This is a genomic window from Allobosea sp. CCNWLY174 (genome assembly GCF_037120455.1).
GTDB lineage: Bacteria > Pseudomonadota > Alphaproteobacteria > Rhizobiales > Beijerinckiaceae > Allobosea > Allobosea lupini.
On the sequence record NZ_JBBBBQ010000005.1, the window covers coordinates 289,160 to 309,474 of the forward strand.

Below are 20,315 nucleotides of genomic sequence, written 5' to 3' on the forward strand. Positions count from 1 at the left end.
GCGACGTGATTAACCGTTTGTTAGCCTTAACAAAGGATTATTGGCTCAGAGCAAGCTCGTTGAGCGCCGAATCGCGCTGTCTGAGGGACCTGAAATGGCCAACACCATCCTGTCGAACGGCGTCCGCAACAACCTGCTGACCCTCCAGCAGACCACCGCCCAGCAGGGCGTGATCCAGAATCGCCTGGCGACCGGTCGCAAGGTCAATTCGGCGATCGACAATCCGGTGAACTACTTCACCTCCGTGTCGCTGAATGATCGTTCGAGCCAGCTGACCAACCTGCTCGACGGCATCTCGAACGGTATCCAAACCATCCAGGCCGCCTCCAAGGGCATCGACGGCATCACCAAGCTGGTTCAGTCGCTGCAGTCGACGATCAAGCAGGCCCAGGCCGACGCAGCCCAGAACCGCCCGACCAAGGCCGGTGGCGCCTTGGCGAACGCCGCCGAAACCGCGGTGACCAGCAAGAGCCTGAAGGATGTGGCGCTCGACAAGCTGATCGGGGCGCCCGGCGCGGCTGCTCCCGCTGCGGCGACCGCGACTTCGCCCGGTCATCTCGGCATCAATACGACGACGAACACCAACGCCGCCTTCTCGATCACCGTCGGCTCGGACACCTATGAGGCGAGCTTCGCACTGACGGCGACGACCACGGTTCGCGACATCGTCAACGAGATCAATAAATCCGGCCTCGTGACGGCATTCGTCGACGAGAAGGGCCAGCTCAACGTCAAGGGCAAGGGCTCCCAGACCGTCGAGTTCGGTTTCGGCGTCGGCAACGCCGGCCCGGCCGCCATCACTGCGGCGCAGGTCGCCGGCACCAACAGCAACACTGCGATCAACTTCGCCGCAGCCGACGCCGATGTCGGCACTTCGACCATCACCTCGTCGAACATCACCTCGGCGGTGCGCTCGAACCTGATCGACCAGTTCAACGACCTGCGCGACAAGATCGACGATCTCGCCAAGGATTCGAGCTACAACGGCATCAACCTGCTCTCTGGCGACCGCCTCTCGATCGTCTTCAACGAGAAGACCGGCCGCAACCAGACCAGGCTCGACATCCAGGGCTCGACCATCACGGCCGACAACCTCGGCATCCCGCGCGCGATCAACACGCAGCTGGCGGGTTTCATCAACTTCCAGAACGACATGGATCTCGAGAAGGCGACCGCCGCCCTGACCGGCTCGCTGAGCTCTTTGAAGTCGCTGGCCTCGACGCTCGGCTCGAACCTTTCGGTCGCGCAGACGCGCCAGGACTTCACCAAGGAACTCGCCAACGTGCTGACCACCGGCGCGGGCAATCTCGTCCTGGCCGATCCGAACGAGGAAGGCGCCAGCCTGCTCGCGCTCAACACGCGCCAGCAGCTCTCGCAGACCGCCCTCTCGCTCGCCAACCAGGCCGACCAGGGCGTGCTGCGCCTGTTCGGCTGAGCCCCTCCCCTCATAGCCAGAAGGCGGGACAGACATGGCCCTCAAGGTCGAGCTCAAGCCCAACGAGCGCATCATCATCGGCTCGGTCGTCATCCGCAACGACGAGCAGCGCACGCGCTTCTTCATCGAGGGCGAGGCGCCGATCCTGCGCGAGAAGGACATCCTCACCGCGGCCAGCGCCGACACGCCGGCCAAGAAGATCTACCTCTCGCTACAGCTGATGTATCTGGCTGGCGATCCGACCGAGCAGCACGAAGTCTACTTCCAGCTCGTGCGCGACTTCATGCAGGCGGCGCCGAGCGCTTTGCCGCATATGTCCGAAATCAATAACTGCATCTTAAGCGGTGAGCTCTACAAAGCTCTCAAGGCTGCCAAGAAGCTGATCTCATACGAGGCGGAACTGCTCGAGCATGCAAAGCGGGTTTAATGCCTACGCCGCGGCGTCGAAGACGGCACAGAACGTCCAGTCGCCGCGTGAACTCGAAGCCGGCCTGCTGCTCAAGGCGGGCGCCCGTCTCCAGATGATCGTCGATGATTGGGCCACCCGTTCCGGCGAGCTCGACGGAGCCCTGGCCTATAACCGCAAGCTCTGGACCCTTCTGGTCTCGGCGGTGATCGCCGAAGACAATCCGCTGCCGGTCGAGATCAAGCGCAACATCCTCGGCCTCGCGAATTTCATCTTCAACCGGACGTTCCAGATCGCCGCGGCGCCGGAGCCGGCCGCCATCGGCATCCTCGTCAACATCAACCGCGACATCGCCGCCGGCCTGCGCGGCCGCTGAACGCCCTCGGGCGGCAAGTCGGAATACGAACGAAAACGGCCCGGAGCGATCCGGGCCGTTTCCTGTTTCGGAGCCTTGGCAAAGGCCTCAGAGATAATTCGTCAGGCGCAGCTGCTGCAGCATAGAGGTGGTCTGGTAGCTCGCCTGCAGAGTGGTCTGCAGCGCCAGGATCTGCATCGCCACCTCCTCCTTGGTGATGTCCTCGACGCCCGCGAGCGTCGTGCTCAGATAGTCCTTGGTCGCGGTGTGCCGCTCCTTGGCCTGCGCCATAGCGGTCTGGGCCGAGCCGAGCTCGACGATGATCTCGGACGGCGCCTGCGTCCCGGTCGGGAAGCCGATCGTGCTGCGCACGCGCTCGGTCATCGCACCGTAGGCCAGTTTCGAATTCGGATCGCTCGCCGGGAAGGTCTCGGCCGCCATGATCGCGAACTGCGCCAGGCCGGTGCGGAAAGCTTCTTCGTTGGCGCGGGCGCCCGCCGCCACCTGCTGGCCCTGGTCGACCTGGACGCTCGCCGTCGCCCTGGCGGAGCCGGCGGCATCGTCACCCTGGTACCAGATCACCGTATTGGCGGCCGTGCCCGGCGCCGGCGCAGCGGTTGCGGTGTCGAAAGGCGGTCCGGGCACCCGGAGCGGCGGATTGCTCTTGCTGCCCGCGAAGAAATCCTTGGCTGCGACCTGGGCCGACGACGCCGACAGCGAGGTCTTCGCCTCGCGCGACAGCGCCGCGCCGATCGCGGTCCGCAGGTTCGCGGCGGTCGCGTTCGCGTCCACGCCAATGACGAAGCCTTCGGCCGGGTCACCGGTGGTGCCCGACGCACGCGCCGTCAGGGTGATCTCCTCCGTCGTGCCGTCGGGAAGCGTCAGCGCGAACTTCAGCGTATCGCCCGGCTGCGGCTGCGCGGCGACGTTGACGGCGATATCGGCGGGCGGCCCGGCATTATAGGCCGTGGTCATCGCCGCCGTGCTGCTGGAGGCGCCGGTCAGCTTGAAGCCATAGGGCAGCCCGGCCGCCTCCTCGGCGATCGTCGCGTTGGTGCCGGCGCCGCCGGTGACGAGACGGCCCATGCCGCCGGCGCCGATGTCGGCCTGCTTGCGTTCGGAGATCAGCTGCTTCAGGCCGGCATGAGTGGCATCGCCATCCATGATCAGCGAATAGTCCACCACGGGCTCGACATCGGAGGTGCGGCCCGAGAACAAATAGCGGCCATTCACCTGCGAATTCAGCAGATCGAGCGTCTGCTTGAACTTTTCCTCGGCCAGCACCTGCGGCGAGGTACGCCCGGTCGATGTCTCGACATAGCTGTCCGGCCGGGCATCGGCCCGTGTCTCGCCGGCGAGCTTGGTGAAGTTCTCGACGGCCGTGGTCATCAGCTTGAGGTTGACGTCCGAGCGCTGGATGCTGGTGAGAAAGCCGTCCAACGTCGAGAGCTTGTCGTTGAGGTCGAGGCTGGTGCCGCGATCCATGCCGAGGCCGGCATAGGTCTGCGACTTCTTCTGCGTCGCGAGCTGCCGCTGCAGATCCTCGAGCTGGCCGCGCATCGAGACGAACTGGTTGGGATTGGCGAGGCGGTAGGCGCCGGTACCGGTCGGGGTGATGGTCATGAGCTACCTCCTCACTCACAGTCTCATCAGCACGTCGAGCAACTCCTTGACGGTGGAGATGACGCGTGCGTTGGCGGCGTAGGCGCTCTGCAACTCGATCAGCGTCGACATTTCCTGATCGACATTGACCTTGGTGTCCTCGAGGAAACGGCTCTGCACCGAGGAGAAGGCGACCTGCTGCCCCTCGTCGAGGCGCTTGGCCTGCTCGCTCGCCTGGCCCTGGCCGGCGACGACGCGCTGGACCAGGCTGGAGACCGTGCCGGTCGAGGTCGCGGTCGAGCCGTCGAAGCCGGTCGCGTTGGTGAAGCTGCGCTGGCTCGAGGTCAGACGGTCGTAGAGGAATTTCGGCCGGGTGACGTCGCCCTGCGGCGTCGCCGGGCTGGTGTTGTAGACGACGAGCCGCGAGCGGTCTGCGACCAGATCCGGATTGACGGCGATGCGCGAGGCGAAGCCGACCGACTGCGCCCCACCCTCATAGGAGCCGGTATAGGCGGAGTTGTTGCGCCCCGCGTCGACGAAGAACGGCATTTCGGCGGTGCCGCCGGTCAGCGAGGTCTGGGTCGGGCGCGCGGTCAGGCCGGCGACGTCGCGCGTCGCGCTGCCGACGACCCGCAGCGTCGAGCCGGTGTTGGACACGGTGAAGCCGGCGCCGACGGCCGCCTGGATCTGCGTCGCGACGGATGCGGGGCCACCGGAGAAGTCGATGCCGACGACGCGGTTGTTGGCGTCGCCCTGGGCCGAGGCCGGCAAGGGCAGCGACGTCGCCGAGTCGACGCGCACGAAGGTGAAGCGCTGCGTCTGCCCGCTCGGCGGAATCGTGTAGTCCAGCGTCACCGAATTGCCGGCGGCCAGCCCGCTGAGGTCGACGTCGAAGCCGTTGAAGCCGCCGGCCGTGACCGCCGTGCCGGCGATCTCGCGATCCGAGAGCGCGCTGGAGAGCTGGGCGGCGATCTCGTCGAGCTGCGCCTGTGCCTGAACCAGCGTCTTGTCGCGCAGTTCGACCAGCGCGCCGATCTCGCCAGAGCGGAAGGTGTTGTTGGCGATCGCGTCGAACGTGTTGCCGTTCAGGTCGCGCGCGACGATCGTGCCGACCGTCCGCTTGGTCGGGTCGCTGCTCCATTGCGACTGCGGGCCGATATTGGCGCGCGCGTCGAACTCGAACTTGACCGTCGGGCGGCCGTCGAAGAGCTGCGTGCCCGAGGCGGTCGTGATGCTGAGCGCGCCGTTCGGGCGCTCGTCGGTGCGGATCTCGACATATTGCGAGAGCTCGGAAACGATGCGGTCACGCTGGTCGCGCAGATCCGCCGTGCCGGAGGTCTGCTGGGCGTTGACGATCCGTGCATTGACGTTGGTCAGCTGGTCGAGCAGCTCGTTGACGCGTGTGACCCCCGCGCCGATGCCGGCCTCGGCCTGCGAGCGCTGCTGCTGGACGCCGTCCGACAGCCCCCGCAGCCGGTTGGCGAGCTGGCTCGCCGCATCGAGCACCGCCGTGCGGTTGGTGTAGGAGGACGGGTCGTTCTGCAGCGCCTGCAGCGAATTGGTGAAGGTGCTGTACATCGAGTCCAGCGCCGTCTTGCTGCCAGGAGCACCAAAGAGCTGGTCGAGATTGGCGAAGACCTGGGCGCGGGTCGAGGTATAGGACGCGCCCGAGCTCTCCTGCAGCAGCTGGTGCTGGACGATGCGGTCGAGCAGCCGCTGGACGTTGGGGTTGCTGACCCCGACGGTGCCGCCGCTGATCGAGTCGACGCTGGAGACATTGCGCCGGACATAGCCCGGCGTGCTGGCATTGGCGACGTTCTGCGAGACGACGCCGATGCCGATCTGGGCGCTGTTCAGCCCGGAAATCGACGTGCCGAGTGCGGTATTGAGACCCATCGTCAACTCCTGTCGTCTTTGGCTCTTGTTCTTTGGCCCGGCCCTTCTGGGCCGTCAGGCCAGGCTGCTCTCAGCGCTCAGCGGATGATGTTGAAGACGTCGCGCAGCATCTCCTGCGCCGTCGAGATCACCTTGGTGTTGGCCGAATAGGCCTGCTGGGTGACGATCATCTTCGAGAACTCGTCGGCGATGTCGGTGTTGGACTGCTCGACATTGCCGCCGATCAGCGCCGCGGTGCCCAGGCCGACGATCGGCGCGCCCGACTCGATCGTCTCCTCGAAGGCGCCGCCATCGAGACGCTTCAGCGCATTGCCTGCGTTGAAGCGGGCGACCGCGATCTGCGCCAGCGGCACGACCTGGCCGTTGCTGAAGGTGCCGATCACCTGGCCTTCGTTCGAGATCGAGACCCGGTCGAGCGTACCGGCGGTGTAACCGTTCTGGCGGATGCTGCGGGCGTCGATCTGGCCACTGGTGTCACCGTTCTGGGTCAGGCTGGTGCCGTTGGTGACGATGCTGATCGGCGCGGAGGCAGGCGAGATGGCGTTTCCACCGATCGTCATGGGCGGGATCGTGATGTTGCCGCTGGCCGGCGACGTCATCTTGCCGGTGTTGTCGAAGGTGATGTCGGTATCGACATTTCGATAGGCGACGGTCGTACCGGTCGCGCCGGTGTTCTCGGCGATGAACAGGTTCCAGGTATCGGCCACCGCCGGCGGGCCAGCCGCGGCATTGGAGACCTTGGCCCAGCGCAGCTCGACGCTGGTTGCCTTGCCGAGCGTATCGTAGACCGTGACCGAGCCACCCGGGATCGAGCGGTTGAGGAAGGTGGTCAGGTCGCTGCCCACCACGGTGCCGGTACCGCCCGAGGCGGTCGTTCCGGGATTCGTACCGAAGCCGGTGCCGGCATTGAGCAGCTCGGAGCCCGGGGTCGAGGTATTGGCATTGTTGGTCTTCGGATAGGCCGGGATGTTGGCGCTGTATTCGATCTGGGTTGTCGCCTTGGCCGGGAACTGGTCCTTGGTGATGCGCAGCACGTCGGGCTGGCTGCCGATGATCTGGCCGGTGACAGGGTCGATCTTCTGGCCCTTGAGGTAATAGCCGGCGCCGTTGACGAGGTAGCCGTCGGCGTCGAAGTCGAAATCGCCGCGGCGGGTGTAAAGATTGCTGTTGGCGAACTGTGTCGAAGCGCCGACGCCGCTCTGGCGCTGGTCGACGACGAAGAAGCCGTCGCCGTTGATCGCGGCGTTGGTGTCGATGCGCGTCGCGTTCAGGTCGCCCTGGATCGTGTTGGTGGCGCGGCTATAGGAGGCGACCGAGCCGGCGATCTGCCGGTTCAGCGCCGAATCCGGCACCAGGTCGGAAAAGCTGGTATCGACCCGCTTGAAGCCGGCGGTGCGCGAGTTCGCGATGTTGCCGGAGATATTCTCGAGGGCGTAGGACTGGGCCTGCATGCCCGTCACCGCCGTCGTCAGCGCACTGAAAACACCCATCGCAACCTCACCTGGTCACCTGACCTGGACAGCGCCCCCCATGGGCGGCATGTCGAACCGAGGCTGGTTTTGCACGGCCTGTGCCAGAGCCATGCGTGAGATATTTCAAGAGCTTGGATGGTTTTTGAAAGGTTTCCGGACGATTCCGACCGGGCAGATTCGTCCGCTACCGGCAAATTCTGCCGGGCTCAACTATCCTTGCCGCCCCAGCCGGAGAGATCGCCGGCGACATCGGACAATCCCGGCGGCGTCTCCTCGACGAAGGGCAGCGGCCTGCAGACCGCGATGGCTGCGAGCCCGATCCGGGCGGTCAGCAAGCCGTTGAGCACGCCCTCGCCGAGCTTGGCCGAAAGCCGCGCCGCCAGCCCCTGGCCGAGCACCTGCTGGATCACTGCATCGCCCGCCGCCATGCCGCCGGTGACGACGAGATGGCCGAGCACCTGTCGCGCCAATCTGAACAGCCCGAGCGCGCCGGGGCGACCGGCATAGATCGTCGCGATCGTCCGCAGCAGCCGGGCGCAGGCGACGAGCACGAAGACGACGTCGACCAGCGCCCGCGGGCTCACCGCCGTGACCAGCGAGACGCGCCGCGCCGCCTGCGCAACCTGCGCCTGCGCGAGCGCATCGAGCGGCGCGAGCAGGCTGCGCTCGGCAACGGTGAGCAGGTCGCGGGCAGCGAGCAGCTGCGGCGTATGCAGGGTCAGCTCCGCCCTGCCCTTCGCCGTCTCGGGCCTTCCAGCATAGAGCTTGTCGAGATCGCCAGCGACGCTGCGCGCCTTGCCGAGATCGCTCTCAGAGAGCGCCGCGACGGCGCGCTCGCGCAGTGCCTCGACCCGCCGCTCGCGCAGGATGTCGCGCAGCACGCGCAGAAGCATGACCAGTAGCGCCAGTGCCGCAACGCCCGCGCAGACCAGCGCCGCGATGCCGACGGCCGGGTTGAGGGCGAGCAGCCAGCGGATCGTCTGCTCGGCCCAGACCGTGACCGAGAGCGCCAGCAGGCCCGACAGCGCCGCGACGAACAGGCTGCCCCAGCTGAAGCGGCGACGCCTCGGCTGCGGAATCGGAGCGGCTTCCGGCTCGATCGGCTCGACCTCCGGCACGACGGCGACATCGCCGCGCCCGCCGAAGACCGCGTCGTTGGAAGAGCCGTCCTGCGGATCGAGCCGGATGGCACGCGGCGCCTTGCTCATGCTCGCCTCCTCACGCCAGCCTGTCACCGATCAGGAATTCGAGCGCGCGGTCGAGGCGGATCTGCGGCGGCGGCACCAAACGCCCGCCGGCATCCGGCTTGACCAGCGGCGGCCGGAAGCGTGGCGCCCGGACATGCCAGCGCGGCGCGTCGGGATCGAAGATCGCCTCGGGCCGCTCCGGCAGGTCGCCCGGAAAAATCGCCGCTTCCGTCTGGCCATCGAAGACCTCGCCGTCGACGACTTCGCCTGCCTCCGGCACCCCGGCGATCGCCGGCAACTCCTCGCGGCCCTCGCGGATGCGGACCTCGCGCGTGGCGCGGATCGCCGCGAAGGCCATCGCCTCCACCTTCGCCCCCGCCCCTTGCGCCTGCGCAGCGGCCCGCGCGACCAGATGCGACATCACGCCGGCGAGCCGGTCATGGCTGGTATGGTGCAGATGATCGGCCTTTGTCGCGGCGAACAGCACCTTCTCGATCCGCGGCGCAAACAGGCTCGACAGCAGGCTGTTGCGGCCGACGGCGAAGGCCGAGAGCGCCTGGCCGAGCGCGGTTTCGAGATCGGCGAGCGCAGCCGGACCCGCATCGAGCGCCGCCAGCGCGTCGACCAGTACGATCTGCCGGTCGAGCCGGGCGAAATGCTCGCGAAAGAAGGGGCCGACCACGACCCGCTTATAGGCTTCGAAGCGCTCGGCCATCAGTCCGGCGAGCGTGCCGGCCTGCGGCTGCACGCCCGGTGGCAGGTCGAGCGGCGCGAAGGTCAGGGCCGGCGAGCCCTCAAGATCGCCCGGCATCAGGAAGCGGCCGGGCGGGGTCACCGCCACGGCCTCCGGATCAGCGCGCAGGGCGGCGAGATAGGCCTTGAACACGTCGCTGGCGGCTTCGGCCACCAGCTCGTCCGCTGGCCCGGCCGGGTCGCGCTGTTTCAAATCGTCGAGCCAGGGTGCAGCGATGGCGAGCCGGTGCGCCTTGCGCGCATCCGCGACCGCCTGCGCCGACCAGCTGGCGTAATCCTGCCCGATCAGCGCGAGATCGAGCAGCCACTCGCCGGGATAGTCGACGATGTCGAGCGTCAGCGTCGCCGGCCCCTTGAACCAGCCCTCGGCGCGCTCGTAATCGATCTCGATCCGCAGCTCCGAGATCCGCCGCGTCGACTCCGGCCAGCGCCGATCCGGGCCTGACAGCGCGGCGCGATGCGCCTCATAGGGAAAGCGCGGGATCTCCGGGTCGGGCTGCGGCACCAGTCGCACACGGGCAATCCGCCCTTCCGCGGAAGCCTTCAGCACCGGCAGCTTTGCGCCTTCGACCAGGTTCTGGATCAGCGCGGTGGTGAAGACCGTCTTGCCCGAGCGCGACAGCCCGGTGACGCCGATGCGCAGGCGCGGCCGCGCCAGCCCGAGCAGGCTGTCGCCGAAGGCGAGCGCGGCATTGCGCGCCTCTTCGAGATAGGAGCGCTCGCTCACCGGGGCAGCGGATTCGAAAGCCGCTGCGGAATACCCTCAGCCCTCATCCTGAGGAGCCGCGCTGCGGCGTCTCGAAGGATGCTCCAAGAGGCTCCGGAAACAACTGGAGCATCCTTCGAGACGCGCTCCTTCAGAGCGCTCCTCAGGATGAGCGCGGGTGTGTACGAGACCGATCTCATTCGTCGGGCCCCTCGCCGAGCGAGCCCGGCGTGACGAAGCGGTCGAGCCGGCCGCCTTGCGCGGCCAGATCGCGCCAGTCCTCGATGGCAAAATCGATCACGGCGAGGCCGCAGGTCGGGTATTTCTGCGCCATCCGCGCGGCGGCATAGCGGTCGCCATGGCCGGCGAGCCTGGCGGCCAGCTCCTCGAAGCCGGGATTATGGCCGATCATGAGGAGCGTGCGGACGCCAGGATCCGTCTCCTGCACCACGTTGAGCAGGCGCTCGGGCTTGGCCTCGTAGATGCGCGGCTCGTAATGCGTCGGCGGCTTCTCCGGCAGCATCGGCTTGACCAGCTCCCAGGTCTCGGCCGTGCGCTTGGCCGGCGAGATCAGGACGAGATCCGGCAGCAGCAGCTCCTCGGCGAGATAACGACCCATGACCGGGGCGGCTTCGCGTCCACGCGTGGCGAGCGGCCGGTCGCGATCGGCGGTGTTGGCGGGCCAGGCCGATTTGGCATGGCGCAGAAGCATGAGGCGGCGCATGGCCGCCATCTAACCATGGCTGGCGGGATTTGCGAGTGGCTTGGGCGGGGAAGCCCGTACTGCGGCGAGAAGCATCTCCATGAGACGACCCGAATACAGCGCGATCAGCCGCTCGCGCCCGCCCGGCTGCATCTCCAGTGGCGCGAGCTGGCCGTCGATCAGCATGGTCGAGAAGCCATGGGTGATCGACCAGACGAACAGGATCTCGGCGAGATCGGCGTCATCGTCATAGCTCGACGGCAGCCGCATCAGCACATCGGCATCGACCTCTCGCCCCAGCGCCAGCTTGGTCTCCCGGACCAGGATGCCGAAGGCCCGGACGGCGGCGCGACGCAGATCGTCGTCCCCGCTCTTCAGGCCGAGCCGCCCGAAGACGACGCGGAAGCGGCCGGGCCGCGTCAGCGCGACCGCGAGATAGCCCTCGCAGATCGCCGCCAGCCGATCGCCGCCGGACGCCTCGGCCTTGGCGATGGCCGCCTCCATCGTCTGCGACAGATCGTCGAAGCCGAGCGTCGCGATCGCGGTCAGAAGGCCGACGAGATTGCCGAAATGATGCGCCGGCGCCGCTGGCGACACGCCGGCCCGGCGGGCGCATTCGCGCAAGGTGAAGCCGCCGACGCCCTTCTCGGCCAGCACCGCCTCGGCCGCGTCGATCATCGCCTGGCGCAGGTCGCCATGATGATAGCCGCCGCGCTTGCCGACCTTGGTATCCATCGCACGCCCCGCCCGCACGCCGCCGCCAACAAACTTGACGCCGTTAAGATAACGCAATAGGACAAGCCCGCAACTAAACAGCGTCAAGATTGGAGCGCAGGATGCCTCTCAGCTTCGACGATGCCTTCACCCGGGCAGGCCAGCTCGCGATGATCGGCTGGGCCGCCTTGATCCTGCTGCCACGCTGGCGCGGCATTTCCGCAGCGCTTGCCGGTTGGATCATCCCGGCCCTGCTCTCGCTCGGCTATGCCGTGCTGATCGCCGTCCGTTGGCACGACGCCAAGGGCGGCTTCTCCTCGCTCGATTCGGTTGCGGCCCTGTTCGCCTCGAAGCCGCTGCTGCTCGCCGGCTGGGTGCACTACCTCGCCTTCGACCTCTTCCTCGGCAATTGGATCCTGCGCCGCTCGCAGGAAGAGGCGATCCCGCATTGGCTGATGCTGCCGGTGCTGCCGATAGTCTTCCTGTTCGGCCCGTTCGGTTTCATCACCTACCTGCTGCTGGAAACCTGTTTTCGCCTGGCACGTGAAGACCGCATCGCACGCCTGCAGGCCCGCCTTCCGGCCTGGCTGCCTGATCTCGAGCTGGAGCCGCGCCTCACCGCCGCCGCCTTCGCCATGCTCGCTTTGGCCGCGCCGACCAGCCTCGCCTGGCTGATCGATACCAGGCAGTTCCATGGCGTCGACACCTGGATCAAGCCGCTGAAATTCGAGATCTCGGTCGCCATCTACCTGCTGACTCTGGCGCTGTTCCTGCCGCTCGCGAGCGACCGCTTCCGCGCCTCCTGGCTCGGGCGCTACATGGTCTGGCCGGTGATCGTGCCGATCGTCCTCGAAGTGCTCTACATCGCCTGGCGCGCCTCGCGGGTCGAAGCCTCGCACTACAACCGCGACGACTGGATCGGCATCGCGCTCTACGCGCTGATGGGCATCGGCGCGGTGATGTTCACGATCGCGCCCGGCTTCCTTGCCTATGGGCTTTCCCGCCGTGATGCCGCCCCGATGCCGGAGGTGGTGCGCTGGTCTCTGGTCGTCGGGCTCGCCCTCACCTGCGTCTTCGGGCTCGCCAGCGGCGCCATCCTCAGTTCGAGCGCGAGCGGCCACTATGTCGGCATCGTGCCGGAAGCGCATCGGACGATACCCTTCTTCGGCTGGTCGCTGACGATCGGGGATCTGCGCATCGCGCATTTCCTTGGCTTGCACGCCTTGCAGTTCATCCCGGCGATCGGCGTGGCTCTCTGGTTGGCGAGCCGGCAGCGCAAGGCCGGGCTCTTTGCGCTCGGGACGGTCTCGGCCGCCTATGCCGCCATCACCGCGACGGCGCTCGTCGCGGCGCTGCAGGCGCGCCCGCTGCTCGGGCTGGGCTGACAGGCACTACGCATCATCGCCATCGGAGCCGGGCACAAGATCATCGGCGCCCGGCTCGTAGCGCAGCAGGTCGCCCGGCTGGCAATCGAGCACGGCACAGATCCGCGTCAGCGTATCGAAGCGCATGCCGCGGACCTTGCCGGACTTCAGCTGCGAGACCTGCTGCTCGGTCAGACCGATGCGCTGGGCCAGTTCCTTCGAGCGCATTTTGCGGCGCGCCAGCATGACATCGAGTTCGACGATGATCGGCATCGTCGAACTCCTACACGAAACTCTGATTCTCGTCCGCGAGCCGGACCGCCTCTCTGAGGACCAACCCGAAGGCGACCAGCGCCGCCCCTGCGGCCAGCACGCCGAACGTCCCCGGATCGAGCGTGATCGCCAATTGCTTCTGGCCTGACGGGTTGTCGAAGGTCAGCGCGACACTCTGCAGCGCCCGCGCCAGTGGCGTCGCGACGCCCATTGCCGTTAGCAGCCAGCCAATCCGGGTGAGGCGCTGCGCGTTCTCCTCCTCCAGCACCTGGCCGCGGCCGAAGCGGCCGAACAGGCTCGAGAGCCGCAACATCGCGGCAACGAAGAGGCCCGCAGGTACGAGGCCGATCGTCAGCGCCGCCCAATAGCCGCGCTCCGAGAACGGGCCGACCGGGGCGCTGACGCCGATCGTGCCGCGGGCATAGGCGGCGAGCTGCTCGGGATCGCGCCAGAGCCAGACGGCGCCGAACGCCATCAAGGCCGCCGCCGCAATGCACAGGACGCGCGCAATCGTACTCATGCGCCGCAGCCTCGCCATGGGGGACCGCTCCTGCGCCGTGCTCACAAAGAATGCCATGAATCTTCACTCCGTGATTGACAAAATTAAACTAAGAAATGAATTTCTGAATGTCAAAACCATTTCACTGGAAAGCTCGATGCGCCCTGTTCTGCCCGCCACACTGCTGCTTTGCGGCCTGCTCGCCGGCTGCGGCCACGTCCCGCTGGCCTCTTTGCCGAAGCTGGCCAAGGTCGACATCAGAACGACCGACCTCGCCGAGCTGCGCGCCGGCATCAGCCTGCCGGCCGACATCCGCACCCTGCCCGGCGGCGTCACCATGACGCTCATCGCCTTGCCCAAGGATGGCGGGCGCCATGAACGCAAGGTCGTGCTGGAAGAAGTCCGCGAAGCCGCCGAGCTGGCGAAGCTGCCGGCGGTGGCTTCGCCGGGACGCCGCTTCACCCTGTTCAGGCTGAGCCGGGCCGACACCGCCCGCCTTGGCGCCTTCCGCGAGGAGATGTTCGCCGGCCCGCAGAACAGCGGCAATCGCGGCAGCCTGGCGCTGGGAGCTGACAAGGCTTGCCGCCTGGGCGAGCTCTCAGGCAAGCCGATCGCGATGTCAGGCTATCTCAGGACGTCGGAAACACAGGACTATGTCCTGCTGATGCGTGATTTCGATCTCAGGGACGCCGTCCGCGAGATCGATCCCAAAGTCGACCTCGCCACCGCGATCCCGCCTTGCGACACGGTGGCGGAGGCCAAGCTCAACGGCTCTCCCGCCGCGCCATGAAGGCGAGCTTCTCGAACAGCGAGACATCCTGCTCGTTCTTGAGCAGCGCGCCGTGCAGTGGCGGGATCAGCTTGCGCGGATCGCGCTCGCGCAGCACCTCGGGGCCGATATCGTCGGCGACGAGCAGCTTCAGCCAGTCGAGCAATTCGGAGGTCGAGGGCTTCTTCTTGATGCCCGGCACCTCGCGCACCTCGAAAAACAGGCGCAGCGCCTCCTCCATCAGTCGCTTCTTGATGCCAGGGAAATGCACCTCGACGATTTTCTGCATCGTCTCGGCGTCCGGGAAGCGGATGTAGTGGAAGAAGCAGCGGCGCAGGAAGGCGTCCGGCAGCTCCTTCTCGTTGTTCGAGGTGATGATCATTACCGGCCGCTGCGCCGCGCGGATCGTCTCGCCGGTCTCGTAGACATGGAACTCCATGCGGTCGAGCTCGAGCAGCAGGTCGTTCGGGAACTCGATGTCGGCCTTGTCGATCTCGTCGATGAGCAGCACGGGCCGCACCGGCGAGACGAAGGCCTCCCAGAGCTTGCCGCGCTTGATGTAGTTGGCGATGTCGGAGACGCGGGCGTCGCCGAGCTGGCTGTCGCGCAGGCGGCTGACCGCGTCGTACTCGTAGAGGCCCTGCTGCGCCTTGGTCGTCGACTTGACGTGCCAGGTCAGCAGCGGCGCGCCGAGCGCGGCGGCGATCTCCTCGGCCAGCACGGTCTTGCCGGTGCCGGGCTCGCCCTTGACCAGCAGCGGTCGCTCCAGCCGGATCGCGGCATTGACCGCGACGGTCAGGTCCTCGGTGGCGACGTAGGAAGCGGTGCCGGTAAAGCGCATGCGGGACCTTCATATCGCTGGCTTGCGGCCATGCTGCTGCCGCGAACAGCATCGTGCTTAGAGGTCGACCGGCAACAGGGCAAGTTTTCGTCGGCCCGACGCGAGTTTTGGTTTGTGTTGCAAGGCTTTGCCAAGCAAAGCTTCGCGATCAGCAGCTTCGCTTGATTCTTCGAGGGTGACGTGGCCGGGACGATCGATCCTTCCGCCTATCGTGACGCCGTGGTCGTGCTCGCCACGGCCGGCGTGATCGTGCCCTTCGCCAAGCGTTTCCGGGTCAATTCGGTCGTCGCCTTCATGGCCTGCGGTGCCGTGCTCGGCCCCTATGGTCTCGGCGGGCTCGTCGCCAAGATCCCGATCCTCAGCACCATCACCGTCTCGAGCGCAGAGGCGCTCGCCGGCCCGGCCGAACTCGGCGTCGCCTTCCTGCTCTTCGTCATCGGGCTGGAACTGTCCTATGAGCGCCTCAAGACCATGCGCCGGCTGGTCTTCGGACTGGGCCTCGGGCAGGTCGCGTTCTCGGCCGCGGCGATCAGCGCCATCGCCTACAGCTTCGGACAGCCGGCTGCCGCGGCGCTGCTGATTGGCACGGCGCTCGCCCTGTCCTCGACCGCGATGGTGGTCGAGCTGCTCTCGGCCCATCGCCGCATGACCTCCTCGGCCGGACGCGCCAGCTTCGCCATCCTGCTCTGCCAGGACCTTGCGGTGATTCCGCTGCTCTTCCTGGTCAGCGTGCTCGGTGCGCAGAATGGCGGTTCGCTGATCGCCGGCCTGACCCAGGCGCTGCTGCAGGCGATTGCAGCCATTGCCGCGATCGTCGTGATCGGCCGTCTCGCCATGCGCCCGCTCTTTCGCCTGGTCGCATCGACGGATTCCTCCGAGAGTTTCATGGCGGCAACCCTGCTGGTCGCGCTCGGCACAGGGCTGATCGCCGCCGGAGCCGGCCTCTCCATGGGGCTCGGGGCCTTCATCGCCGGGCTCCTGCTGGCGGAGACCGAGTATCGCCGCGCCATCGAGGTGACGATCGAGCCGTTCAAGTCGCTGCTGATCGGCGTCTTCTTCCTCACCGTCGGCATGAGCGTGAACCCTGCAGCCCTGGCGGCCCAGCCCGTTGCGATCCTGAGCATCGCCGCCGGGCTCTTCCTCGCCAAGGTCGCGATCACCTTCCTGTTCGCCCGCTACTTCAAACTGTCGGTGCCGACCGCGCTCGAAACCGCGATCATGGTCGGGCCCGGCGGCGAGTTCGCCTTCGTGCTGCTGACCGCGTCCGTCGCGGCCAAGCTGGTCGACCAGAACGCGGCCGCGCTCGTGCTCGCGGGCGTCTCGCTGACGATGATCTTCCTGCCGCTCGCTGCCCGCATGGCGCGAAAGCTCTCGGCACGCCTGGCGCCGGCCGTGAAAATTCCGGACGAAGCGAATATCCTGCCGCCGGACGATCATGCCCCCCGCGCCATTGTCGTCGGCCTCGGCCGCGTCGGCCGGCTGGTCGGCGAGATGCTCTCGCAGCACAAGGTGCCCTATATCAGCCTCGACGCAGACCCGGCCGTGGTCGCGACGCAACGCCGCGCCGGCCGCCCCGCCTTCTACGGCAACGCCACCCAGCCGGATTTCCTGCGACTCTGCGGCCTCGAGGAGGCGACCGCGCTGATCGTCACCATCGACAATCCCCGCGCCGTCGACGAGATCGTCGCGGCAGCGCGCGGCGTGCGGCAGGACCTCATCATCGTCGCCCGCGCCCGCGACGCCAAGCATGCGCGGCATCTGTACGAGCTTGGGGTGAACGACGCCGTACCGGAAACGATCGAAGCCAGCCTGCAATTGTCGGAAGCGGCGCTGGTCGGCCTCGGCGTGCCGATGGGCCTCGTCATCGCCTCGGTGCACCAGCGCCGAGACGATTTCCGCAGCGAGCTCAAGCCGGCGAGCGCGCCGCAGCCCGCCCTGCCGCGCCATGCCCGCTCGCGGCGGCTGTGACGCCGGGCGCCTGATCCAGACTTACGCGAATTCCTTCCGCTCCGCCGGCTCAAGCCGCACGGACAGCGCAGTCGTCTCGGCCGGCGCCGGCTCGATACGCACCATTTTGCCGGCGGCCGCCGCCTGCATCGCCCGGCGCATATGGCCGTAGAACTGCTCCGCGCTGCTGTTCCAGCTGTGGCGCTTGGCCAGTTCCAGCCCGGCCTCGCGTGGCAGACGCAGGGCCGAGAGCGCAGCACTGCGCAGATCCTCATGCAACACCGCCGCCTCGCTGCCGGCGAAGACGTCGCTCGGTCCCTGCACCGGGAAGGCTGCGACCGGCAGCCCGCTCGCCGCCGCCTCCAGCAGCACGATGCCGAAGGTGTCGGTCAGGCTCGGAAAGACGAAGACGTCGGAGGAGGCATAGATCGCCGCGAGATCCTCGCCCTCGCGAGCGCCGAGGAAATGCGCCTCCGGAAAGGCGCGCATGAGGTCCGCACGGGCGGGCCCGTCACCGACCACGACCTTGCTGCCAGGCAGGCGCAGCGACAGGAAGGCTTCGAGGTTCTTCTCGACTGCGACCCGGCCGACGCTGAGGAAGATCGGCCGCGGCAGGTCGAGCACGCTCTCAGGGCGCGGATGAAACAGCGAGAGATCGACACCCCGGCCCCAGCGCAGGATGCGCTCGAAGCCATGGGCGCTGAGCTCCGCCTCGACGGTGGCCGTCGAGACCATCACGCCAGCCGCCGGCCCGTGAAAACGACGCAGGAAGCGATAGCTCCAGCTTTCGGGGATCGGCCAGCGCGCCGCGACATATTGCGGAAAGCGGGTGTGATAGCTCGTGGTGAAAGTGCGCTTCTGGGCCAGGCAGACGGCGCGCGTCAGCCAGCCGATCGGCCCTTCCGTCGCGATATGGATATGGTCCGGGGCGAACTCGGCGATCCGCCTCGCGACATGCCGGCGCGTCGCCAGTGCGATGCGGATGTCGGGGTAGGACGGCAGGCCGACCTGCCAGAAGCCTTCCGGCGTCAGCATATGCGGGGTGACGCCGAACTCAGGCGCCGCCTCGACCATCCGCTCCAGCGAGCGCACCACGCCGTTGATCTGCGGGCGCCAGGCGTCCGTCGCGATCAGGACGCGCATCACGCGGCCTCGACGAGGCTCGGCGCTGGCGTCGGGCGTGCCATGACGGGCGCCAGCTTCTCGCCCTTCTGCCGATGCTGCGGCCAGCGGACGATCTCGAAGCGGCCATCGTCGTGCTCGACCACGGCCGTGCAGCTTTCGACCCAGTCGCCGGTGTTGATGTAGGTCAGCCCGCCGATCTCGCGCTGCGCGGCATGGTGGATGTGGCCGCAGATCACGCCGTCGGCCTTGTGCCGGCGTGCCTCGTCGGCGAGGCACTGCTCGAACTCGCCGATATAGTTCACGGCGTTCTTGACCTTGTGCTTGGCCCAGGCCGAGAGCGACCAGTGCGGCAGGCGAAGGACGCGGCGGACCTTGTTGATGCCGTGGTTGAGCACGAGCGCGATCGTGTAGGCCCAGTCGCCGAGCAGAGCGAGCCATTTGGCATTGCGCACCACGAGGTCGAACAGGTCGCCATGAATGACGAGCATGCGCTTGCCGTCGGCCGTCTCGTGGACGATGTCATCGACCAGCGTGATGCCGCCGAACTGCAGGCCGGTATAATCGCGCAGGAAGTCGTCGTGGTTGCCGGTGACGTAGATCAGCTTCGAGCCCTTGCGCACCTTGCGCAGCAGCTTCTGCACCACGTCGTTGTGCGACTGCGGGAAGTACCAGCCGCTCTTCAGCCGCCAGCCATCGATGATGTCGCCGACCAGGTAGATCGTCGGCGCGTCATAGTCGCGCAGGAACTCCAGCACGAGATCCGCCTGGGCCCCGCGCGTGCCCAGATGCAGGTCCGAGATGAAGATGCTGCGAACCTGCTTGGCGTCGCTGTCGTCGCTCATGGCCGCCGGCCCATGCTGTTGCCTTGCCTGCGGCGTGTGGCTGATTTGCACTACGCTTTGATGACGCGGCGGCAAAAGCATGCTTTGCCTGCCCGCACAGGAACGGACCTTTCCGGGAGACGACCATGGATCTGGGTATCGCCGGCCGCACGGCCATCGTTTGCGCCTCGAGCAAGGGGCTGGGCCGCGGCTGCGCGCAGGCACTGGCCGAAGCGGGCTGTACCGTCGTCGTCAACGGCCGTGACGCCACGACGCTTGAGGACACCGCGGCCGCGATTCGTGCCAGCACCGGCGCGACCGTGATCGCCGTCGTCGCCGACGTCGGGACCAAGGCCGGTCAGGATGCGCTGCTCGCCGCTGCGCCCAATCCTGACATCCTGGTCAACAACAATGGCGGCCCGCCGCCCAAGCCGTTCCGCGAGGTGACGCGCGAGGGGCTGCTCGAAGGCGTCGCGCAGAACATGGCGACGCCGCTGGAGCTGGTGCAGCGCGTGGTCGACGGCATGATCGAGCGGCGCTTCGGCCGCATCGTCAACATCACCTCGGCGAGCGTGCTCACCCCGCTGACCGGGCTCGACGTCTCCTCCGCCGCCCGCGCCGGCCTCACCGCCTTCCTCGCCGGCGTCGCCCGCGAGATCGCCCATGCCAACGTCACCATCAACAACATCCTGCCCGGCGTGTTCGATACCGACCGGATCAAGACCGCGACCAACAAGGTCGCCGAGATGCAGGGCATCAGCATCGAGGAGGCGACGAAGCGCAGGCTCGCAGCCGTCCCGGCCGGCCGCCTCGGCACGCCCGACGAGTTCGGCAAGCTCTGCGCCTTCATCGCCAGCGCCCATGCCGGCTACATCACCGGCCAGAACTTCCTGATCGACGGCGGGTCGTTCCGCGCCAATTTCTGAACCGGGCCGGCCGGGGCGCGTCAGGATGCGCTCCGGCTCTCACCCTCCAGTACCAAACCGAGACCAATGACCATCGCCTATCGCCGCGCCGTCCCCGAGGATACGCCTGCCTGCGTCGTTCTACGCGGCAGGACACGGGAGAACGCCTTATCGGTCGAGCGCCTCGCGGAAGCGGGTGTCACGCTCGAAAGCTGGCAGGCCGGCATCGCCGATGGCAGCCTGCCGGGCCATGTCGCGACCGAGGCCGATGAGATTGTCGGCTACTGCTTCGGCGAGCGCGAGACCGGCGAGATCGCCGTGCTGGCGCTGCTCCCCGACCATGAGGACAGAGGTGTCGGACGGACCTTGCTGAACCTGGTCGTCGCCGACTTCAGGGAGCTTGGCTTCGCCAGATTGTTCCTCAGTTGCTCACCCGATCCGGCGGTGCGCTCATATGGTTTCTACCGGCATCTGGGCTGGACCTCGACCGGCACGTTCGACGACCGGGACGACGAGATCCTCGAATACCGCCTCGCCTGAAC

Annotated in this window: 20 protein-coding genes; 8 read left to right on the top strand and 12 right to left on the bottom strand. The window is 67.3% G+C overall.

Annotated elements, in window-relative coordinates; translation table 11 throughout:
• Window positions 1-94 precede the first annotated feature (94 nt).
• From V7S63_RS17585 to flaF, 3 genes are read left to right on the top strand one after another with little or no spacing between them, the layout of a single operon-like run.
• Window positions 95-1,435 (top strand): flagellin N-terminal helical domain-containing protein, encoded by a 1,341-nt coding sequence (locus V7S63_RS17585; RefSeq protein WP_091843201.1) that lies wholly within the window; start codon window positions 95-97, stop codon window positions 1,433-1,435.
• 34 nt (window positions 1,436-1,469) lie between these two features.
• Window positions 1,470-1,862, top strand: a complete 393-nt coding sequence (gene flbT / locus V7S63_RS17590) for a flagellar biosynthesis repressor FlbT (RefSeq protein ID WP_091843204.1) — start codon at window positions 1,470-1,472, stop codon at window positions 1,860-1,862.
• Entirely contained in the window at window positions 1,846-2,217 is a 372-nt protein-coding gene (gene flaF, locus V7S63_RS17595; RefSeq protein ID WP_091843208.1) for a flagellar biosynthesis regulator FlaF, read from the top strand. Before flbT ends, flaF begins: the two co-directional genes overlap by 17 nt.
• An 87-nt stretch (window positions 2,218-2,304) precedes the next feature.
• Here flaF and V7S63_RS17600 read toward each other — a convergent pair whose 3' ends face one another.
• The 7 genes from V7S63_RS17600 to V7S63_RS17630 all read right to left on the bottom strand — a co-directional run bounded on the left by V7S63_RS17600 (window position 2,305) and on the right by V7S63_RS17630 (window position 11,250).
• Window positions 2,305-3,819 carry a hypothetical protein gene (locus V7S63_RS17600; protein WP_091843213.1) on the bottom strand — a complete coding sequence of 505 codons (1,515 nt, stop codon included), beginning with the start codon at window positions 3,817-3,819 and terminating at the stop codon, window positions 2,305-2,307.
• 15 nt (window positions 3,820-3,834) lie between these two features.
• The gene (gene flgK, locus V7S63_RS17605) at window positions 3,835-5,694 is read right to left on the bottom strand and encodes a flagellar hook-associated protein FlgK (RefSeq protein ID WP_336531144.1); all 1,860 of its coding nucleotides are present in this window, start codon (window positions 5,692-5,694) and stop codon (window positions 3,835-3,837) included.
• 77 nt (window positions 5,695-5,771) lie between these two features.
• Window positions 5,772-7,184, bottom strand: a complete 1,413-nt coding sequence (locus V7S63_RS17610) for a flagellar hook protein FlgE (RefSeq protein WP_091843220.1) — start codon at window positions 7,182-7,184, stop codon at window positions 5,772-5,774.
• A 188-nt stretch (window positions 7,185-7,372) separates the two neighbouring features.
• Window positions 7,373-8,374 (bottom strand): YcjF family protein, encoded by a 1,002-nt coding sequence (locus tag V7S63_RS17615; RefSeq protein WP_336531145.1) that lies wholly within the window; start codon window positions 8,372-8,374, stop codon window positions 7,373-7,375.
• 10 nt (window positions 8,375-8,384) lie between these two features.
• A complete protein-coding gene (locus V7S63_RS17620) occupies window positions 8,385-9,833 on the bottom strand; it encodes a YcjX family GTP-binding protein (RefSeq protein WP_336531146.1) in 1,449 nt (482 codons plus the stop codon).
• A 175-nt stretch (window positions 9,834-10,008) separates the two neighbouring features.
• Window positions 10,009-10,536: a SixA phosphatase family protein gene (locus tag V7S63_RS17625; protein ID WP_091843388.1), complete on the bottom strand. Its 528-nt coding sequence runs from the start codon at window positions 10,534-10,536 to the stop codon at window positions 10,009-10,011.
• Between the two features lie 9 nt (window positions 10,537-10,545).
• A complete protein-coding gene (locus tag V7S63_RS17630) occupies window positions 10,546-11,250 on the bottom strand; it encodes a TetR/AcrR family transcriptional regulator (RefSeq protein WP_336531147.1) in 705 nt (234 codons plus the stop codon).
• A 101-nt stretch (window positions 11,251-11,351) separates the two neighbouring features.
• Between V7S63_RS17630 and V7S63_RS17635 the strand changes: the two genes are divergently transcribed.
• The gene (locus V7S63_RS17635) at window positions 11,352-12,614 is read left to right on the top strand and encodes an ABA4-like family protein (protein ID WP_336531148.1); all 1,263 of its coding nucleotides are present in this window, start codon (window positions 11,352-11,354) and stop codon (window positions 12,612-12,614) included.
• A gap of 6 nt (window positions 12,615-12,620) precedes the next feature.
• On the opposite strand, the gene V7S63_RS17640 is transcribed toward V7S63_RS17635, so the two are convergent.
• Both V7S63_RS17640 and V7S63_RS17645 read right to left on the bottom strand, forming a co-directional pair.
• Window positions 12,621-12,866, bottom strand: a complete 246-nt coding sequence (locus tag V7S63_RS17640) for a helix-turn-helix domain-containing protein (protein WP_152012862.1) — start codon at window positions 12,864-12,866, stop codon at window positions 12,621-12,623.
• Between the two features lie 10 nt (window positions 12,867-12,876).
• The gene (locus tag V7S63_RS17645; protein ID WP_167561798.1) at window positions 12,877-13,386 is read right to left on the bottom strand and encodes a DUF2975 domain-containing protein; all 510 of its coding nucleotides are present in this window, start codon (window positions 13,384-13,386) and stop codon (window positions 12,877-12,879) included.
• Between V7S63_RS17645 and V7S63_RS17650 the strand changes: the two genes are divergently transcribed.
• The gene (locus V7S63_RS17650) at window positions 13,385-14,155 is read left to right on the top strand and encodes a hypothetical protein (RefSeq protein WP_336531149.1); all 771 of its coding nucleotides are present in this window, start codon (window positions 13,385-13,387) and stop codon (window positions 14,153-14,155) included. The two genes, V7S63_RS17645 and V7S63_RS17650, sit on opposite strands and share 2 nt — an antisense overlap.
• On the opposite strand, the gene V7S63_RS17655 is transcribed toward V7S63_RS17650, so the two are convergent.
• Window positions 14,130-14,975: an AAA family ATPase gene (locus V7S63_RS17655; RefSeq protein WP_091843255.1), complete on the bottom strand. Its 846-nt coding sequence runs from the start codon at window positions 14,973-14,975 to the stop codon at window positions 14,130-14,132. The two genes, V7S63_RS17650 and V7S63_RS17655, sit on opposite strands and share 26 nt — an antisense overlap.
• Window positions 14,976-15,155: 180 nt before the next feature.
• Between V7S63_RS17655 and V7S63_RS17660 the strand changes: the two genes are divergently transcribed.
• Window positions 15,156-16,943 carry a cation:proton antiporter domain-containing protein gene (locus tag V7S63_RS17660; protein ID WP_091843258.1) on the top strand — a complete coding sequence of 596 codons (1,788 nt, stop codon included), beginning with the start codon at window positions 15,156-15,158 and terminating at the stop codon, window positions 16,941-16,943.
• 21 nt (window positions 16,944-16,964) lie between these two features.
• On the opposite strand, the gene V7S63_RS17665 is transcribed toward V7S63_RS17660, so the two are convergent.
• Window positions 16,965-18,065 (bottom strand): glycosyltransferase family 4 protein, encoded by a 1,101-nt coding sequence (locus tag V7S63_RS17665; protein WP_336531150.1) that lies wholly within the window; start codon window positions 18,063-18,065, stop codon window positions 16,965-16,967.
• Window positions 18,065-18,889, bottom strand: a complete 825-nt coding sequence (locus V7S63_RS17670) for a UDP-2,3-diacylglucosamine diphosphatase (protein WP_091843267.1) — start codon at window positions 18,887-18,889, stop codon at window positions 18,065-18,067. Before V7S63_RS17670 ends, V7S63_RS17665 begins: the two co-directional genes overlap by 1 nt.
• A 125-nt stretch (window positions 18,890-19,014) precedes the next feature.
• On the opposite strand from V7S63_RS17670, the gene V7S63_RS17675 reads away from it, so the two are divergent.
• The gene (locus V7S63_RS17675) at window positions 19,015-19,794 is read left to right on the top strand and encodes an SDR family oxidoreductase (RefSeq protein ID WP_091843270.1); all 780 of its coding nucleotides are present in this window, start codon (window positions 19,015-19,017) and stop codon (window positions 19,792-19,794) included.
• A gap of 66 nt (window positions 19,795-19,860) precedes the next feature.
• Window positions 19,861-20,313, top strand: a complete 453-nt coding sequence (locus tag V7S63_RS17680; RefSeq protein WP_336531151.1) for a GNAT family N-acetyltransferase — start codon at window positions 19,861-19,863, stop codon at window positions 20,311-20,313.
• Window positions 20,314-20,315: the final 2 nt, after the last annotated feature.

Excerpts from the sequence above, each read along its gene's own strand:
- V7S63_RS17585 (WP_091843201.1), top strand. The coding sequence starts at position 95 with ATGGCCAACACCATCCTGTCGAACGGCGTCCGCAACAACCTGCTGACC.
- flbT (WP_091843204.1), top strand. The coding sequence starts at position 1,470 with ATGGCCCTCAAGGTCGAGCTCAAGCCCAACGAGCGCATCATCATCGGC.
- flaF (WP_091843208.1), top strand. The coding sequence starts at position 1,846 with ATGCAAAGCGGGTTTAATGCCTACGCCGCGGCGTCGAAGACGGCACAG.
- V7S63_RS17600 (WP_091843213.1), bottom strand. The coding sequence starts at position 3,819 with ATGACCATCACCCCGACCGGTACCGGCGCCTACCGCCTCGCCAATCCC.
- flgK (WP_336531144.1), bottom strand. The coding sequence starts at position 5,694 with ATGGGTCTCAATACCGCACTCGGCACGTCGATTTCCGGGCTGAACAGC.
- V7S63_RS17610 (WP_091843220.1), bottom strand. The coding sequence starts at position 7,184 with ATGGGTGTTTTCAGTGCGCTGACGACGGCGGTGACGGGCATGCAGGCC.
- V7S63_RS17615 (WP_336531145.1), bottom strand. The coding sequence starts at position 8,374 with ATGAGCAAGGCGCCGCGTGCCATCCGGCTCGATCCGCAGGACGGCTCT.
- V7S63_RS17625 (WP_091843388.1), bottom strand. The coding sequence starts at position 10,536 with ATGCGCCGCCTCATGCTTCTGCGCCATGCCAAATCGGCCTGGCCCGCC.
- V7S63_RS17630 (WP_336531147.1), bottom strand. The coding sequence starts at position 11,250 with ATGGATACCAAGGTCGGCAAGCGCGGCGGCTATCATCATGGCGACCTG.
- V7S63_RS17635 (WP_336531148.1), top strand. The coding sequence starts at position 11,352 with ATGCCTCTCAGCTTCGACGATGCCTTCACCCGGGCAGGCCAGCTCGCG.
- V7S63_RS17640 (WP_152012862.1), bottom strand. The coding sequence starts at position 12,866 with ATGCCGATCATCGTCGAACTCGATGTCATGCTGGCGCGCCGCAAAATG.
- V7S63_RS17650 (WP_336531149.1), top strand. The coding sequence starts at position 13,385 with ATGCGCCGCAGCCTCGCCATGGGGGACCGCTCCTGCGCCGTGCTCACA.
- V7S63_RS17645 (WP_167561798.1), bottom strand. The coding sequence starts at position 13,386 with ATGAGTACGATTGCGCGCGTCCTGTGCATTGCGGCGGCGGCCTTGATG.
- V7S63_RS17655 (WP_091843255.1), bottom strand. The coding sequence starts at position 14,975 with ATGCGCTTTACCGGCACCGCTTCCTACGTCGCCACCGAGGACCTGACC.
- V7S63_RS17665 (WP_336531150.1), bottom strand. The coding sequence starts at position 18,065 with ATGCGCGTCCTGATCGCGACGGACGCCTGGCGCCCGCAGATCAACGGC.
- V7S63_RS17670 (WP_091843267.1), bottom strand. The coding sequence starts at position 18,889 with ATGAGCGACGACAGCGACGCCAAGCAGGTTCGCAGCATCTTCATCTCG.
- V7S63_RS17675 (WP_091843270.1), top strand. The coding sequence starts at position 19,015 with ATGGATCTGGGTATCGCCGGCCGCACGGCCATCGTTTGCGCCTCGAGC.
- V7S63_RS17680 (WP_336531151.1), top strand. The coding sequence starts at position 19,861 with ATGACCATCGCCTATCGCCGCGCCGTCCCCGAGGATACGCCTGCCTGC.